Below are 15,777 nucleotides of genomic sequence, written 5' to 3'. Positions count from 1 at the left end.
TTCAGGCGGGCTGGCTGGTGAGCATGGCGATCGAGCGCATCATCGAAGGGATGTCGCCCTGCACGTGGTCGAGCTGCCACTGGGCGAGCTGGTTGGACGCGTCGACGACGGTCTTGGCGCGCTGGTAGCGGCGGGCCATGAAGGCGTCCCACAGGTCCTGGTCGAGCTCGTCCCGCTGAACGAGGAGCTCGGCGAGGACGACGGCGTCCTCCAGGGCCATGGCGCCGCCCTGCGCGATGGTGGGCGGGCAGGTGTGCGCGGCGTCCCCGATCAGGACGACGCGGCCGCGGTTCCACGGCTCGTCGAGGACGTGCGTCTCGAACCACGTGTAGTTCACCCGCGACGGGTCGGTCAGCGTCTCGCGGATCTCGTCCCACGGCCCGTGGTAGGCCTGCGACAGCTGCTTCATGACGGCCAGCTGCTCGTCGGGGGTGAGCGCGCTGCGGTCCTGCGCGTCCTCGACGATGTAGGCGTACAGCGAGTCCTCGCCGGTGGGGCAGTAGCCGGCGATGTAGGACGGGCCGCCGTAGTAGAGGTCGGTCCGCGTCACGCTGGCCGGGCGCGGTCCGAAGGCGCGCCAGATCCCCATGCCGACCGACTTCGTCTCCAGGTTCACGCCGAGCGCCCGGCGGGTCCACGAGCGGATGCCGTCCGCGCCCACGACGAGGTCGTAGCGGCCGGTGGAGTGGTCGGAGAACGTGACGTCGACGCCGTCGGCGTCCTGGCGCAGCTCGTTGTGCGTGGTGCCGAACCGGACCTTGACGCCCACCTCCGTCGCCCGCTCGACGAGGATCCGGGCCAGCTCACCGCGCGGCATCCCCATCGCGGCCGGGAGGTCCGGGCCGCCGGTCTTGGCGTCGGGGATCTCGGCCACGATCGTCCCGTTCGGGTCGGGAGCCCGGATGCCGGTGACGTCGAAGGCGTAGCCCGCCGCCTGCACCTGGTCCCACACGCCCAGGGAGCGGAGCTCGCGCAGGGCGTTGCCCTGCAAGGTGATGCCGGAGCCGAGGGCGGCGACGTCGGGCTTGATGTCGACCAGGTCGACGGCGACGCCGGCCTTCGCGAGGTGGATCGCGGTCGCGGTGCCGGCGAGGCCGCCCCCCACGACGAGGACGTTGTTGACGGCAGGCATCGGTGCCTCCTACTTGACGGCGATCGGGTTGACCGGCGACCCGACGGCGCCGGTCACGGGCAGGGGAGCGGCGGTGAGCCAGAAGTCGTAGACGCCGTCCTCGGCGCAGTCGGCGGCGAGCGCGTCGAGGTCCCACATCTCGCCGATGAACAGCCCGATGTTGGGGATGGCGACCTGGTGCAGCGGCTGGAAGGCCACGTCGAACTCGTTGGGCCGGACCTCGAAGCCCCACGTGTCGGTGGCGACCCCGGCGATCTCCGTGCCGTGCAGCCAGTCGGCGGTGGTGAAGGACAGCCCGGGCGCGGCGCCCCCGGCGTAGTCGCCCCAGCCGCGGCCCTCGGCGATGTCGCGCCGGGCCCGGGTGAGCCGGCCGGTGCGCACGAGCAGGAGGTCGCCCCGGCCAACCCGTGACGACTCGCCCTGGGCCGCGATCGTCGCCTCGAGGTGCTCCGCGGTGATCGCGAAGCCGTCGGGCAGCTCGCCGTCGGTGCCGATGGCCCGGCCGACGTCGAGCAGCACGCCGCGTCCGGCGATGAGCGACGCGACGGTCTCGATGCCGGTCACCGAGTCGCCCATGCTGGTCACCACGTCGCCCGCCCGGCGGCCGTTCCAGGCGAAGCCGTGGTCGAAGATGTGGCCGAGGCCGTCCCACTGGGTCGAGCACTGCAGCGGCATCGAGATGACGTCATCAGCGCCGCCGATGCCGTGCGGGAACCCCTGGACGCCGCGCTCGGCGTCGGTGCCGGTGTCGGTCATCGTGTGCACCGGGTTGGTGCGCCGCCGCCAGCCCTTCTGCGGGCCGTCGGTGTCGAAGCGCTGCGACAGGGAGAAGCTGGCGCCGCGGCGGACCAGGGCAGCGCCCTCGCGCCGCTTGGCCTCGTCGAGGAAGTTGAGCGTGCCGATGACGTCGTCGGCGCCCCACCGGCCCCAGTTGGAGCAGCGCTTCGCGGCGGCGGCGATGGCGCCCTCGGGGTCCGTGCGGTCGAGCGGTTCGGGCGTCTCCTGCATGGCCTCGACGGTGGCGCAGCCCACACGGGTGAGGGAAGACCGAATGCCTGATGACGAACATAAGTGACGTCGATACGGTGCGACCGTGAACATCGCGAGCCTGGACCTCAACCTGCTCGTATCGCTCGACGCGCTGCTCCAGCAGCGAAGCGTCACCCGTGCCGCGGCCCAGATGGGGCTCAGCCAGCCCGCCCTCTCGGCCTCCCTCGCCCGCCTGCGCCGGCACTTCGACGACGAGCTGCTCACCCGCGTCGGCAACGAGTACCGCCTCACCCCGCTGGCGGCGCAGCTCCGGGAGCTCGCCCGCATCGCGCTGTCGGGTGTCGAGCGCGTCTTCACCGCGCAGCCGGAGTTCGACCCGGCGTCGTCGACCCGCGAGTTCACGCTGCTGGTCAGCGACTACGTCGTCGCGGTCCTCGGCGACACCGTGGCGGCGCTGCTCGCGGAGGAGGCCCCGAACACCCGGCTGCGGCTGTCCGCCCACTCCCCGGCGGTGGTGGACCGGGCCGATCAGGCGCTGCTGTCGGCCGACCTCCTCTTCCTCCCGCCAGGATTCCTCACCGGCCTGTCCCGCCGGGACCTCTATCGGGACGAGTGGGTGTGCGTGGTGTCCGCCGACAACCCGGTCGCCGACGTCGGGCTGACGGTCCACGACCTGGAGACCCTCCCGTGGGTGGCGTCGTACCACGGGCCGACGGCGTCGACGCCCGCCGCGCGCCAGATGCGGATGCTGGGCATCGAGCCGCGCGTCCAGGTCGTCGTCGAGAACTTCCTGACCGTGCCCGCGCTCATCGCCGGCAGCGAACGCATCGCCTTGCTCCAGCGCCGGCTCGTGGACCTGCTGCCCCTCAACATCGGCATCCGCGCGCTGCCGTGCCCCTTCGACGCAGGTCCGCTCATCGAGTCGATGTGGTGGCACCCGGTGTTCGACGACGACCCGGAGCACACCTACCTGCGCGACCTCGTGGCGCGGGCCGCCGCGCTCGCCACGGACGGACCACAGGTATCGACGTGAGTGATGGGCGTCAGCAGAAGAAGTGATTTCCGCTCGGCACTCTCCGTGCTGACACTTCACGGCCAGTGATGCCGGTCACCCGGACCGGCACGTCGCTGTCAACGGAGACGCCCGTGTCGGAGAACGTCCTGAGCCCTGAGCGACCGGCGGAGGAACCCCTCGCCGGCGAGGTCGCCGTCGACCCCGCCACCGGCCGCCCTGCCGGCCGCGCGCAGGCGCTGGTCCTGCTGTTCGCCAGCTGCCTGTCGGTGCTCGGCGCCGTGCTGCTCGCGCCCGTCCTGCCACGCATCGAGGACGCCTTCGAGGGCACGCCCGGGGTCGAGGCGCTCACCCCGATCGTGCTCACCGCACCGGCGCTGGTGATCGGCCTGACCGCGATGGTGGCCGGACGCATCGTCGACCGGCTCGGCCGCAAGCGGCTCCTGGTCGGGTCGCTCGTCGTCTACGCGTTCGTCGGCACCGCCCCGGTGTGGCTGCCCTCGCTGGAACTCGTCGTCGCCAGCCGCGTGCTCCTCGGGCTCACCGAGGCCGCGATCATGACCTGCTGCACGACGCTGCTCGCCGACTACTTCCACGGCTCGCAGCGCGAGAAGTACTTCGGCCTGCAGGTCGTCTTCACCACCGTCGCCGCCACGATCTTCTTCGGCATCGGTGGCGCCCTGGGCGCGCAGAACTGGCGCACCCCGTTCTGGCTGTACGTCGTCAGCCTCCCGCTGGCGCTGCTCGCGGCCCGCTACATCTGGCAGCCCGCCCCGCGTGCCCAGGCCGCGGCCCGCGCCCAGAAGCTCCCGCCCCTGCCCTGGTCGCGGATCGCCGCGCCGATCGTGGTCAGCCTCGTGGGCGGCCTGGTCTTCTACGTCCTGATCGTCGAGCTGTCGTTCAAGCTGGACGACATCGGCGTGGAGTCGACGGCGGTCATCGGCGCGGCCAGCGCCATCGCCTCCCTCGGCACGGCCGTGGGCGGTTTCCTCTTCGGGCGCCTGGCGAAGCGGGGCCCGGCCGTGCTCGTGCCGCTCGCGTTCGCCCTCTCGGGCGTGGGCATCATCGGCATGGGCGTCGCGTCGGCGGTGCCGGTCGTCATCGTCTTCGCCGTCGTCACCGGCTTCGGCAACGGGCTGCTGCTCCCCTCGCTGCTCACCTGGGCCCTCGGGTCGCTCGGCTTCGAGCAGCGCGGCCGCGGCACCGGCATCTGGACGTCGGCCTTCTTCGTCGGCCAGTTCTTCACCCCGCTCGTGGTCCTCGGCCTCACCGACGCGATCGGCGGCCTCGGTGCCGCCCTGATGGCGCTCGGCGTGGTGGGGCTGGTCGCGGCAGTCGTCGTCCGCGGCCTGCGGCCGACCCAGGACGTCGAGCCGGCGCTCGCCGGCCACTGATCGGCCCGGGACGGGGCCCTGCGGGACACCGCGGGGCCCCGTCGCGCTACCGGGACTTGGCGAAGTCGGCGGGCCGGAACCGGCCGTCCGACAACCGCTTCTCGATCTGCTCGAGGCTGCGACCGGTGAGCTCCGGCATGCGCCGGTAGAGGAAGACGAAGGCGGCGATGTTGAAGGCCGCGTACAGCCAGAAGGTCTGCCCTGTGCCGATGGTGTCGATGGTGCTCAGCAGCGTCAGGGTGATGAGCAGGTTCGTGCCCCACAGCGCCGCCGACTGCGCGGCCGCCCCGGCCTCCCGGGTGGCCAGCGGGTAGATCTCGGAACCCGTGAGCCAGCCCATCAGCTGGATGCCCCCGGCGGTGAACGCCATGAAGGCGATCAGCGTGGCGATGATGTAGGGCACCTGCGCCTGGCCGTCGTTCCCGGTGACGAAGAAGGTGCCCAGCACGATCAGCATCAGCGCCGCCCCCGGCAGCGTGAGCAGGGTCAGCCGCCGCCGGCCGACCCGGTCGATGATCGCCAGGCCGATCAGCTGCGTGATCAGGTACGTCGCGCCGAGACCGACGGAGACGCGCAGCGCCGCGGTGTCGGAGAAGCCGTTGTCGGTGAGGATCGTCGGGGAGTAGTAGACGATCATCTCGATCCCGGACAGCTGGGTGAAGATCGCCAGGCCGCAGCCCACGATCAGCGCCGGGCGCACCCACGCCTTCCGCAGTCCGGACCAGCCCCGGGTGCTCGCCTCCTGCTCGGCCTCGACGAGCTCCTCGATGTCGCGCAGTTCGCCGGAGACGTCCGTGCCGTCCGGCCGGACCCGTTCGAGCGCCTCGCGGGCCCGCTCGTCGTGGCCGGCCTTCACCAGCCACCGCGGGCTGTCCGGCAGGCGCAGCATCAGCCCGAGCATGAGGGCGCTGGGCACGACGGCGGCGCCGATGGCCAGCCGCCAGTCGACGCTCTCGGTCGCGCCGACGATGGTGGCGATCAGGATGCCGACACCGATCGCGATCTGGAAGAACAGCACCAGGCGGCCGCGGTAACGGCTCGGGGCCAGCTCGGCGACGTACACCGGGGCGGTCTGCGTGGCCCCGCCGACGGCGAAGCCCAGGACGACGCGCGCCAACGACAAGGTGACGGGGTTCGGTGCCAGCGACGCGCCGAGCGAGCCGAGGACGAAGACGCCGGCCACGACGAGCAGCGTGGTGCGCCGGCCGAGCCGCTCGCTGAGCCGGCTGCACACCAGCGCCCCGATCACCGCGCCGGCCAGGATCGAGGCAGCGATGACCTGCTCCCAGCCGTTGCCGATACCGAACTCGTCGCTGATCTGCAGGAGGGCACCGGAGATGATCCCCGTGTCGTAGCCGTACAGCAGGCCGGAGATCGCCGACACCAGGGCGACGACGACGACGGAGCCGGTGAGGCCGCCGCCGTCGTCCCTCGAGACCTCGGCGACGGACGCGCTGGACGTGGCGGGGCCGGGGCCCTCGGACCGGGCCATCAGGTACCCCCGTCGGCGAGAAGTGCGCGGTACCCGCGACGCTACGGCCGGTCGGCGGACGGCGCCTGCCGGAGCGCGGCTACGGGCCGGCCAGCCAGGACAGCAGCCGGCCCCGCGACCAGCAGCGGCCGACGGCCTCCACCCGCAGCCGCGGGCCGTCGGTCACCGCCAGCCCGACGATGCTGTGACCGGACGCCGGGCGGTCGCCGAGGGTCGGCACCGACGGCGCCACGCCGACGCCCTCGGCCGACACCCAGGCCACCGGCCGTTCGGCCGCCACCTCCTCGAGCCGGAGCAGGAAGCGCTGCCGCGTCGCCGGCGAGAGAGCGGACAGCGCCCACGTCGTGGTGACGACGGGCAGCGCCTCGGCGGGAACGCGGGCGAGGGCGTCCGGCAGCGCGTCGGCGGCGTCGCCGCGCACCAGCACCGGAGGGGCCGACGCCGCCACCGCGAGCTCCGCCTCCAGCCGGGCGGCCTGCTCCGGCCGGTCCGGCGGCACGCAGGCCCTCAGCCACCGGGCGTCGTCGGCGTCGGTCACGTCCAGCAGGTCGGGGCCGACGGCGACCCGGGCGACCACCGCGGGGAGCGCCCGCGACGGGATCGGCCGCGGACCCACCACCGTGGCCGTGATCTGCACGGCCGACGCCGGATCGCCCACCACAGGTCCGTCGCCGTAGGAGATCCCGACCAGGTCGACGTGCGGGTTCAGCCCGGGCGCGCCGCCGACGTCGACGAGCCCGACCGACGCGGCACCCATCCGGTGGGCCGCCTCGGCGACGGCCGGGTGCAGGACGGCGCACCGCGCGGTGTCCACGGTCTGCGGCCGGCGGCGCGCGACGAGGGTCGCGACCGCGTCGGCCATCCCCACCAGCGCGTCGATCGCCGCCCGTGCCGAGGCATCGGCATCGGCGGACGCCAAGGCCGAGGCGAGGGCGGGCGCGTGCCCCGCCAGGGCGAGGTCCTGCAGCGCCGCGAACACGGCCGCGGGCTGCCGCCGGCGCGGCGGCAGCGCCTCGAGGGCACGCAACGCAGCCTCCGACCCGCTCAGCGCGACCGCCAGGCGACCCAGCAGCGGCGACCCACCGGCCGCCTGCTGCTCGGCGTAGCGCCGGTAGACCTGGGCCGGTGTGCGGCGCTCCGCCACGGGTACCGCGCCTCCTGCCGTCGGCGGTGGGTGGGACCCGAGTATCGGGCACGTCTCCGGCGGGGACGGGACAGCCGCATGGACGACGGGAACGGGCCGCGCGAGGGCAGCCTCCGGCTCGCGGACGGCCGGACCATGGCCTACGCCGAGTACGGCGACCCCGAGGGGTGGCCGGTCCTCGGCTGCCACGGGTCGCCGAGCTCCCGGCTGGAGCGGCACGTCGAGGACCCCGCCGACCACCGCCGGTGGGGCCTGCGCGTCGTCGTCCCCGACCGGCCGGGGTTCGGCCGCTCCGACGCCCAGCCCGGCCGCCGCGTCGCGGACTGGCCGGCCGACGTCGCGCAGCTGCTCGACCACCTCGGGATCGGGGAGTTCGCCGTGCTGAGCCTCTCGGGCGGCGCGGCGTACGCGCTGGCCTGCGCACACGTCTTCGGCGACCGGGTGCGCGCGGTCGGCGTCCTGGGTGGGGCCCCGCCGCCCGACGTCCCGTGGCCCTGGCCGCGGTGGGTGCCCGAGCGGTTCCGCGAGGCCGTGCACCGTCCCTCGCGTGCCTCCGCCCTCCTGCGGCCCGCGTTCGCCCCGCTCGCCGTCCGGCCCGCGCTGATCCCGCGCTACCTGCAGCTGCGGCTCAACCCGGCCGACCGGCGGGTGATCGGCCGCCCGGCCGTCCGCCGGATCCTGGCCCGCACCTTCACCGAGGGACTCCGGAACGGGCCCGCCGCGCTCGCCGAGGACCGGGCGCTGCTGTTCCGCCCGTGGGGCTTCCCCTTGTCGTCGGTCCGCCAGCGCGTCCACATCTGGCACGGCACGCAGGACTGGCAGGTGCCGGTCGCGCTGGGGCAGGTGCTGAGCGCGATGCTGCCGGACAGCGTCGGGCACTGGTTCCCGGGCGAGGGGCACTTCCTGGTGTTCGACCACGCGGAGGAGGTGTACGCCGCGCTCCGGCCGTGACGGCGGGGCGCCGGGACGTGTGCTTGGCTGACGGCCGCTCGCAGCCGGCCAGAAGGGGTCCCGATGTCCATCCTCTCCAGCTTCGCCGAGGCGCTGTCCACCGGAGGGATCGAGGTGGTGGACCTGACCGCCCCGCTCTCGTCGGACACGCCGGTGATCGCCCTCCCGGAGCAGTTCGCCCAGACGGCGCCCTTCCAGCTGGAGGAGCTCAGCCGCTACGACGACCGCGGCCCGGCCTGGTACTGGAACAACTTCCGGACCGGGGAGCACACCGGCACCCACTTCGACGCGCCCAACCACTGGGTCACCGGGCAGGACGGGGACGACGTCGCGTCGGTGCCGCCGCGGCGATTCATCGCCCCGGCCGTGGTCCTCGACTTCTCCGCCGAGGCCGCGGAGGACCCCGACTTCCTGCTGGAGGTGGAGCACGTCCGCGCCTGGGAGGCCGAGCACGGGCCGCTGCCCGACGGCGGCTGGCTGCTGTTCCGCACCGGGTGGGCCGCGCGCTCGGCGTCCCAGCAGGAGTTCCTGAACGCCGACGACACCGGCCCCCACACGCCGGGGCTCTCGCCGGCCTGTGCCCGCTGGCTGGCCGAGGAGACCCCGGTCATCGGGCTCGGGGTGGAGACCGTCGGCACCGACGCGGGCGCCGCGCACTCGTTCGACCCGCCGTTCCCGTGCCACGCAGCGCTCATGGGCAGCGGCAAGTACGGGCTCACCCAGCTGCAGAACCTCCACCTGCTGCCGGCGACGGGCGCCCTGGTCGTGGCGGCGCCCCTGCCCATCGTGTCCGGCTCGGGCTCGCCGCTGCGCGCGGTGGCGCTGGTCGAGCGGGGATGACGCCGGCCGGGGGAACCGTCTCCGAGGTCGTCGGGCAGGTCCTGGTCGCCTCCGGCGTGGGCACCGTCTTCGGCGTCGTGGGTTCGGGCAACTTCTCCGTCACCAACGCGATGGTCGCGGCCGGCGCCCGCTTCGTCGCGGCCCGGCACGAGGGTGGGGCGGCCACGATGGCCGACGCCCACGCCCGGATGTCAGGAGGGGTGACCGCGCTCAGCGTCCACCAGGGGTGCGGGCTGACCAACGCCCTGACCGGCCTCACCGAGGCGGCGAAGAGCCGCACCCCGCTGGTGGTCCTGACCGCGGAGGCCACCTCGCCCCGGTCGAACTTCTTCGTCGACCAGCAGGCGCTGGCCGCGGCGGTGGGCGCGGTGTCGATGCGGGTGGAGGTCGCGGAAGAGGCCGGGGCGGTCGCCGCCGCCGCGGTGGCGACCGCCCGGGACGACCGGCGGGTCGTCGTCCTCAACCTGCCGCTGGACGTGCAGCCGCTGCCCGCCGCAGCGGGCGACGCCGCACCTCCGGCCGGCAGCGCGGCTCCCGACGCCGACCCCGAGCAGGTCCGCCGGCTGGCCGACGCCCTGCGGCAGGCGCGCCGGCCGGTGTTCGTCGCGGGCCGCGGAGCCCGGGCGGGCGGCTCGCGGGCCGCCCTCGAGGACCTGGCCGACCGGTGCGGCGCCCTCCTGGCCACGTCGGCGGTGGCCAAGGGGCTGTTCCGGGGGAGCCCGTGGGACCTCGACGTCTCCGGCGGCTTCGCCACCCCGCTGGCCGCGGAGCTGATCTCCGGCGCCGACCTGGTCGTCGGGTGGGGGTGCGCCCTCAACATGTGGACGATGCGGCACGGCCGGCTGATCGCGGACGATGCCGTCGTCGTGCAGGTGGACGTCGACCCCGCGGCGATCGGCGCGCAGCGGGAGGTGGCGTTCGGCGTGGTCGGCGACGTGCGGCAGGTCGCGCAGGACGTCGCCGGCGCCCTGCCGGGGGAGGTGACCGGCTACCGGACGGCCGAGGTGCGCGAGGCGATCGCCGCGCGGCGCCGCTGGCGGGACGAGCCCTTCGACGACGACGGCGGCGCCGGGCTGATCGACCCCCGGGCGCTCACGATCGTGCTGGACGACCTGCTGCCGGCCGATCGCGTGGTCGCCGTGGACTCCGGCAACTTCATGGGCTACCCGAGCATGTTCCTCGACGTCCCCGACGAGTTCGGCTTCTGCTTCACCCAGGCCTTCCAGTCGGTCGGTCTCGGGCTCGCGACCGCCATCGGCGCCGCCGTCGCCCGACCCGACCGGCTGCCGGTCGCCGCCCTCGGCGACGGCGGTGCGCTCATGGGCGCCTCGGAGCTCGAGACCGTCGTCCGGCTCGGCCTGCCCATGGTGGTCGTCGTCTACGACGACGCCGCCTACGGGGCCGAGGTGCACCACTTCGGCCCGGCCGGTCACCCGCTGGACATCGTCCGGTTCCCCGAGACCGACTTCGCCGCGATCGCCCGCGGCCACGGCTTCGAGACCGTCACGGTGCGGGAGGTCGGCGACCTCGAGCCGCTCCGGCGATGGCTGGCCGGGCCCCGCGCCACGCCGTTCCTGGTGGACGCCAAGGTCGCCCGCGGACGCCCCTCCTGGTGGCTGGAGGAGGCGTTCCGCGGGCACTGACCTGCGGCGATCAGGAGGAGGACCGGAAGCCCGCCGCCGCGGAAGCCTCCTCGTCGTCGGCGGGCGGCGCCTCCGCGACCGTGTTGCCGGAGAACGCCGTCGCCCCGCCCGGCTCGGCGTCGCGGCCGCGCTGCGCCGGCGGCCGGGGCGGGCCCTGCAGCACCGCGGCGGGGTCGGCGCGGCCCCACTCGGTCTCCACGTCCGTGATCAGCGCCTCGAGGTAGGACCGCAGCTGCACGCGCACCGCCGAGCCGAACGCCTTGAGGTAGGCCACCTGCTCCTCGAGCTCCTCGACGCTGCGTCCCGGTGCGTCCGCGCCGGCCGGAGCCGGTCCGGTCATGCGGGCCGCCGCCTCCTGCGCCGCCTGGATGATCGCGCCCGCCCGCTCACGCGCCTCCTGGAGCTCCTCCTCGTAGACGGTCCGCGCCTCGCTGGTCATCTGCCGGCTGAACTCCTCCGCCTCCGCGACGTAGGCGTCCGCCGTCTGCTGCGCCGCCGACAGGATCCGCACCGCCTGGTCGCTGGGCGCCTCGTGGACGGGAGCCCCGTCGACGGCGGCCCGCAGCGCCCGCACCTCGTCGCGCAGCGCGGCCTTCTCGGCGATGTGCCGGGCCAGCTCCTCGGCCACCCGGCTCATCACCCGGTCGACCTCGGTGTCGACGTAGCCGGGCCGCAGCATGGAGGCGCGGGTGAACCGCACGTTCTGGACGTCGGCCGGGTGCAGGCCGCGCTCCTCGTCGGCGGGCTCGTTCTGGACGCTGGTCATTCGGTCACCTCTCCGTCAAGACTGGGCCCCGGTCGGCTGGGGGCGAAGACCTCGCTGTGGATGCGCTGGGCGGGCACGCCGTGCGCCTGCAACCGGGCGGTGGTGTCGTCGACCATCGCGGCCGGTCCGGCGACGTAGACCTCCCGGCTGAGCCAGGGGCCGTGCCGCATGACCACGTCACCGACGTCCCCGTGCTCGAGGGAGGAGACCTTGTCCTCGGAGACGGCCAGGGTGACGCTCAGCCAGGGGTTCTCCTGCTCGAGCCGGCGCAGGTCGGCCCGGTCGTAGTGGTGGTCCTCGTTGCGGGCCCCGACGTACAGGTCGACCCGCCGGGCGGGCCCGCGGCGGGCCACCTGGTCGACCAGCGCCTTGAGCGGAGCCAGCCCCATCCCGCCGGCCACGAGCAGCAGGTCGCGGTCGGACTCGTCGGCCAGGGAGATGTGCCCGACGGGCGGTCCGAGCCGCACCACGTCGCCGACCCGCAGCCGGCGGACCAGCGCGGAGCTCACCGGGCCGCCGTCCCGGGCCTTGACGTGGATCTCCACGAGGCCGTCGGGCCGCGGCGCGTTGGCGGGGGAGTAGTACCGCCACAGCCGCGGCCGGATGCCGGTCTCGAGGGACAGCGACTGCCCGGCCACGTAGTCGTAGCGGGCGCGCGGGCGCAGCTGGAGGACGGCGACGTCGATCGCCCGGGTCTCGTGCCCGACGACGTCGGCGTCCCACCAGGCCGGCTGCTCGGCGGCCTCGTCGGCCGCCGCGATCATCACCTCGGCGACGAGCGTGTACGCCTCGGTCCAGTCCTTGGCGAGCTCGGGGCTCCAGTCGTCGTCGAAGTGCTCGAGGGTGGCCAGCAGGCTGGCCCCGACCGCCGGGTAGTGCGCGGCGAGCGTCCCGAACTTGCGGTGGTCGCGGCCGAGCTGCTGGAGGATCGGGACCAGCGCGTCCAGGTCGTCGACGCGGGCGACCACGTCGCCCAGCGCGCTGAACAGCCGGTCGCGCTGGTGGGCCATCGAGACGGGGAACATCGCCCGGGTCTCGGGATGGCTCAGGAACAGGTGCGAGTAGAAGTACAGCGGTGCCTCGTCGCCGGTGGCCGCGGCCTTCGCGAAGTTGGCCCGCATCGCGGGGATGTCCACGCGCAGCTCCTAGGGGGAGAGGCCGTCCGGCCAGGGCCGGACGGCGGGTGGGCAGGAGGGGTCAGGCGCTGTGGCGGCCGGCGTGCTCGGTGGCGCCGGGTGTCTCCTCGGTCGCGAGGTCGGCCTGCCACAGGTCGGGCCCGAACACCTCGTACTGGATGTCGCGCGCCGGGATGCCCCGCTCGATCAGCGCGCTGCGGACCGCCTGCATGAACGGCAGCGGGCCGCAGAGGTAGTAGAGCGCTCCCCAGGGGAGCTCGACGTCGCCGAGGTCCAGCTGGCCCTGCCGCACGCCGTCCACCGGCAGCGAGCACTCCGCGCCGCTCTCGAACCAGACGTGCACCCGGCCGTTGGCCAGCTTCCGGACGTCGTCGAGCACCTGCTGCCGCAGGGGCCACGAGGCCTCGTCGACGTCGGCGTGCCACAGCCGGACGTCCAGGTGCGATCCGGCGGCGACGAGGTGCGAGAGCATGCCGGCCATCGGCGTGATCCCGATGCCGGCGCTGGCGAAGACCACCGGCCGACCGGAGTCGTCGAGGACGACGTCGCCGAACGGCAGCGACATCGTCAGCCGGTCGCCGACGTCCACGGTGTCGCACAGCAGGTTGGAGACCTCGCCGTCCGGCTTGCCGCCGCCCCGGACCCGCTTGACGGAGAACTGGCGGTGCTGGCCGTCGTCGGCCCGGGTGAGGCTGTACTGCCGGGGCTGGCGCACGCCGTCGGGCATGGGCACCTGCACGGTCACGTACTGGCCGGGCAGGGAGGTCTTCACCAGCCGGTCGTCGATCTTGCGCATCCGGAAGGTGACGACGTCGTCGGTCTCAGAGACCTTCTCCGCGACCTCCCACTCGCGCCAGACGGTCTCGGGGCGCACGCCGCGGGCGCTGTAGAGCCCGCGCTCCTGGTTGATCAGCGCGTACGCCATCAGCCAGTAGACCTCGTCCCACGCGGCCGCCACCTCCGGCGTCACCGCGTCGCCGAGCACGTCGGCGATGGCCCAGAACAGGTGCTCGTGGACGACGTCGTACTGGGCCGGGGTGATGCCCAGCGAGGCGTGCTTGTGCGCGATGCGCGACAGCAGGTGCTCCGGCAGCTGCTCGGGGACCTTCACCAGCGAGCTGGCGAAGACGGCGACCGATCCGGCCAGCGCGAGCTGCTGGGTCTGCTCGGCCTGGTTCCCGCGGTTGAAGACGCCGTCGAACAGCTCGGGGTGCGCGCCGAAGAGGTGGCGGTAGAAGCGGGTGGCGATCTCCGGGATGTGCTCGGCGACCACCGGCAGGGTCGCCTCGACCACGGGACGGGATCGATCGGAAAGCACGTGTCCTCCTTGCCAGTCGACTAGCCCCCCGCTGGCGCGGTCACGTTCCGCTCTGCACCCGCTACCCATGCGCACCGTTCCCAGACCTACGAATTCCGCCCGGGCGTGTCGCGGAACTCCCTCGCGGGCACCCCCGCCGTCGTGGACGGGACCCCCGGGGCGCTGCCCGACCTCGTGATCATCGGGGCGATGAAGTGCGGGACGACGTCGCTGCACGCCTACCTCGACGCGCACCCGGACGTCGCGATGTCGCACCCCAAGGAGCTCAACTTCTTCTTCGGGCCGGCCGACCGCGCCGGCGACCGGGCCGAGGGGAACTGGCACGACGGCAACTGGCACCGCGGGACCGCCTGGTACGCCGCTCGGTTCGACGCCGGGGCCCGGGTGCGGGGCGAGGGCTCGCCGGGCTACACGTCGCCGGACCACCCGGAGGTGGCCGGCCGGATGGCAGAGGTGCTGCCGGGGGCCCGCCTGGTGTACGCCGTCCGGGACCCGGTCGACCGGGCGGTCTCCCAGTACTGGCACCACCGGCGGGAGGGCACGGAGACCCGGCCGCCGGAGGAGGCGCTGCTGGACCCGGGGAGCCAGTACGTGTCGCGCGGCCGTTACCTGGAGCGGTTGGAGCCCTTCCTGGCGACCGGCGCCTTCGACGGGCGGATCGCGGTCGTGGCGCAGGAGGACCTGCGCGACCGGCCCCGGGCGACCATGCGCCGGCTCTTCGGCTGGATCGGTCTCGACGACCACTGGTGCGACGCCATGGACGAGCGGCGGAACGCGGCTCCCGAGCCGCCGGCGCCCGTGGACCCCGCGGTGCGGCAGCGGCTCTGCGCGGCGCTCCGGGACGACGCCGAGCGGCTGAGGGAGTTCACGGGTGAGGAGTTCGCCGCCTGGTCCCTCTGACGTCGAATAAGCCTTGACTCATATAAGTCGTTGCTCCTATGTTGTCGCCGTGCACGCGTTCGACGTCCTGGGGGAGCCGGTCCGCCGCCGGCTGCTGGAGCTGCTCGCCGACGGCGAGCGCTCCGCCGGTGACCTCGCCGCCGTGGTGGGGGCGGAGTTCGGCATCTCCCAACCGGGCGTGTCCCAGCACCTGAGGGTGCTCCGGGAGAGCGGCTTCGCGCAGGTGCGCGCCGAGGGGGCGCGACGGCTGTACGCCGTGGACCCCACGGGGCTGCAGGAGGTCGACGTGTGGCTCGACCGCTTCCGCCGGTTCTGGGACCAGCGCCTCGACGCTCTGGCCACGGAGCTCGCCCGCGGGCGGCGGGACCGACGCAGGAAGGGTGGGAAGCGTCCGGCCGGCCCGGCCGGACCCCCGCCGGAGGACGAGGAGGGAACGTGAACGACATCCTCGGCGAGCTCGCCGACACCAGCCGCGGCGTGCGGCGACAGCGGACCGACGGCACCGAGGAGGTCGTGGTCGTCATCCGGCGGACCTACGCCGCCGCGGTCGACGACGTCTGGGACGCGCTGACCGACCCGGAACGGCTCCGGCGCTGGTTCCTGCCGGTCAGCGGCGACCTCCGCGTGGGAGGCGCCTACCAGCTCGAGGGCAACGTGGGTGGCGAGATCCGCCGGTGCGAGGCGCCGGCCCGGCTCTCGGTGACGTGGGGGATGGAGAGCAGCGTCGTGGACGTCCGGCTCTCCGTCGACGGTGACGAGCGGACCGTCCTGGACCTCGAGCACTCCGTGCCGTTGGAGATCGCCGGCAGCGGCGCCGGTGCCCTGTACGTGGGACCCGGGTGGGACGTCTCGATCCGCGGTTTGGGGGAGTACCTGCGCGGCGCCGTCGTCGACGACCCGGCCGCCTGGGAGGGCACCCTCGAGGGCCAGCGGTACTCCGCCCGGTCCATCGAGGCCTGGACCGCGGCGATCGGGGACACCGCGACCGCCGACGAGATCGCGGTGGCCGCCGAGGTCGCCCGCGCGCAGTTCACGCCGGACCTGCAGCCCGGGAGCTGA

15 protein-coding genes are annotated in these 15,777 nt (G+C 74.1%); 8 read left to right on the top strand and 7 right to left on the bottom strand.

Annotation, left to right across the window (positions count from 1 at the left end; genetic code table 11):
• Window position 1 precedes the first annotated feature (1 nt).
• Complete coding sequence (locus ACI78T_RS04100) at window positions 2–1,132, bottom strand: FAD-dependent oxidoreductase (protein ID WP_456556799.1); 1,131 nt, start codon at window positions 1,130–1,132, stop codon at window positions 2–4.
• Window positions 1,133–1,141: 9 nt separating this feature from the next.
• Window positions 1,142–2,164: a cyclase family protein gene (locus ACI78T_RS04095; RefSeq protein ID WP_456556798.1), complete on the bottom strand. Its 1,023-nt coding sequence runs from the start codon at window positions 2,162–2,164 to the stop codon at window positions 1,142–1,144.
• A gap of 61 nt (window positions 2,165–2,225) precedes the next feature.
• Here ACI78T_RS04095 and ACI78T_RS04090 point away from each other — a divergent pair, with 61 nt between their 5' ends.
• Both ACI78T_RS04090 and ACI78T_RS04085 read left to right on the top strand, forming a co-directional pair.
• Window positions 2,226–3,155, top strand: coding sequence for a LysR family transcriptional regulator (locus ACI78T_RS04090; protein ID WP_456556797.1), 930 nt, complete (start codon window positions 2,226–2,228; stop codon window positions 3,153–3,155).
• 113 nt (window positions 3,156–3,268) lie between these two features.
• Window positions 3,269–4,528 (top strand): MFS transporter, encoded by a 1,260-nt coding sequence (locus tag ACI78T_RS04085; protein WP_456556796.1) that lies wholly within the window; start codon window positions 3,269–3,271, stop codon window positions 4,526–4,528.
• Between the two features lie 46 nt (window positions 4,529–4,574).
• On the opposite strand, the gene ACI78T_RS04080 is transcribed toward ACI78T_RS04085, so the two are convergent.
• Window positions 4,575–6,020 carry a sugar porter family MFS transporter gene (locus tag ACI78T_RS04080; protein ID WP_456556795.1) on the bottom strand — a complete coding sequence of 482 codons (1,446 nt, stop codon included), beginning with the start codon at window positions 6,018–6,020 and terminating at the stop codon, window positions 4,575–4,577.
• Window positions 6,021–6,099: 79 nt separating this feature from the next.
• On the bottom strand, window positions 6,100–7,164 hold the full coding sequence (locus ACI78T_RS04075) for a DUF2332 domain-containing protein (protein WP_456556794.1): 1,065 nt from the start codon (window positions 7,162–7,164) through the stop codon (window positions 6,100–6,102).
• A gap of 78 nt (window positions 7,165–7,242) precedes the next feature.
• On the opposite strand from ACI78T_RS04075, the gene ACI78T_RS04070 reads away from it, so the two are divergent.
• The 3 genes from ACI78T_RS04070 to ACI78T_RS04060 all read left to right on the top strand — a co-directional run bounded on the left by ACI78T_RS04070 (window position 7,243) and on the right by ACI78T_RS04060 (window position 10,598).
• Window positions 7,243–8,115, top strand: coding sequence for an alpha/beta fold hydrolase (locus ACI78T_RS04070; protein ID WP_456556793.1), 873 nt, complete (start codon window positions 7,243–7,245; stop codon window positions 8,113–8,115).
• 63 nt (window positions 8,116–8,178) lie between these two features.
• Window positions 8,179–8,955 (top strand): cyclase family protein, encoded by a 777-nt coding sequence (locus tag ACI78T_RS04065; RefSeq protein WP_456556792.1) that lies wholly within the window; start codon window positions 8,179–8,181, stop codon window positions 8,953–8,955.
• Window positions 8,952–10,598 (top strand): thiamine pyrophosphate-binding protein, encoded by a 1,647-nt coding sequence (locus tag ACI78T_RS04060; protein ID WP_456556791.1) that lies wholly within the window; start codon window positions 8,952–8,954, stop codon window positions 10,596–10,598. Before ACI78T_RS04065 ends, ACI78T_RS04060 begins: the two co-directional genes overlap by 4 nt.
• Window positions 10,599–10,608: 10 nt before the next feature.
• Here the strand turns inward: ACI78T_RS04060 and ACI78T_RS04055 are convergent, their stop codons facing one another.
• From ACI78T_RS04055 to ACI78T_RS04045, 3 genes are all read right to left on the bottom strand, one after another.
• Window positions 10,609–11,364: a DivIVA domain-containing protein gene (locus ACI78T_RS04055; RefSeq protein ID WP_456556790.1), complete on the bottom strand. Its 756-nt coding sequence runs from the start codon at window positions 11,362–11,364 to the stop codon at window positions 10,609–10,611.
• Window positions 11,361–12,500 carry a globin domain-containing protein gene (locus tag ACI78T_RS04050; RefSeq protein WP_456556789.1) on the bottom strand — a complete coding sequence of 380 codons (1,140 nt, stop codon included), beginning with the start codon at window positions 12,498–12,500 and terminating at the stop codon, window positions 11,361–11,363. The genes ACI78T_RS04055 and ACI78T_RS04050 overlap by 4 nt, the downstream gene beginning before the upstream one ends.
• A 61-nt stretch (window positions 12,501–12,561) precedes the next feature.
• Complete coding sequence (locus ACI78T_RS04045) at window positions 12,562–13,818, bottom strand: globin domain-containing protein (protein WP_456556788.1); 1,257 nt, start codon at window positions 13,816–13,818, stop codon at window positions 12,562–12,564.
• Between the two features lie 105 nt (window positions 13,819–13,923).
• On the opposite strand from ACI78T_RS04045, the gene ACI78T_RS04040 reads away from it, so the two are divergent.
• The 3 genes from ACI78T_RS04040 to ACI78T_RS04030 are packed head-to-tail and all read left to right on the top strand — an operon-like array spanning window position 13,924 to window position 15,777.
• Window positions 13,924–14,718: a sulfotransferase family protein gene (locus ACI78T_RS04040; RefSeq protein ID WP_456556787.1), complete on the top strand. Its 795-nt coding sequence runs from the start codon at window positions 13,924–13,926 to the stop codon at window positions 14,716–14,718.
• Between the two features lie 49 nt (window positions 14,719–14,767).
• Window positions 14,768–15,157, top strand: a complete 390-nt coding sequence (locus ACI78T_RS04035) for an ArsR/SmtB family transcription factor (RefSeq protein ID WP_456556786.1) — start codon at window positions 14,768–14,770, stop codon at window positions 15,155–15,157.
• The gene (locus tag ACI78T_RS04030; protein WP_456556785.1) at window positions 15,154–15,777 is read left to right on the top strand and encodes an SRPBCC family protein; all 624 of its coding nucleotides are present in this window, start codon (window positions 15,154–15,156) and stop codon (window positions 15,775–15,777) included. Before ACI78T_RS04035 ends, ACI78T_RS04030 begins: the two co-directional genes overlap by 4 nt.

It is taken from the genome of Blastococcus sp. SYSU D00922 (assembly GCF_054050495.1).
The sequence above is the reverse complement of the archived record's forward strand: the minus strand, read 5'-3'. Positions and strand labels throughout refer to the sequence as shown.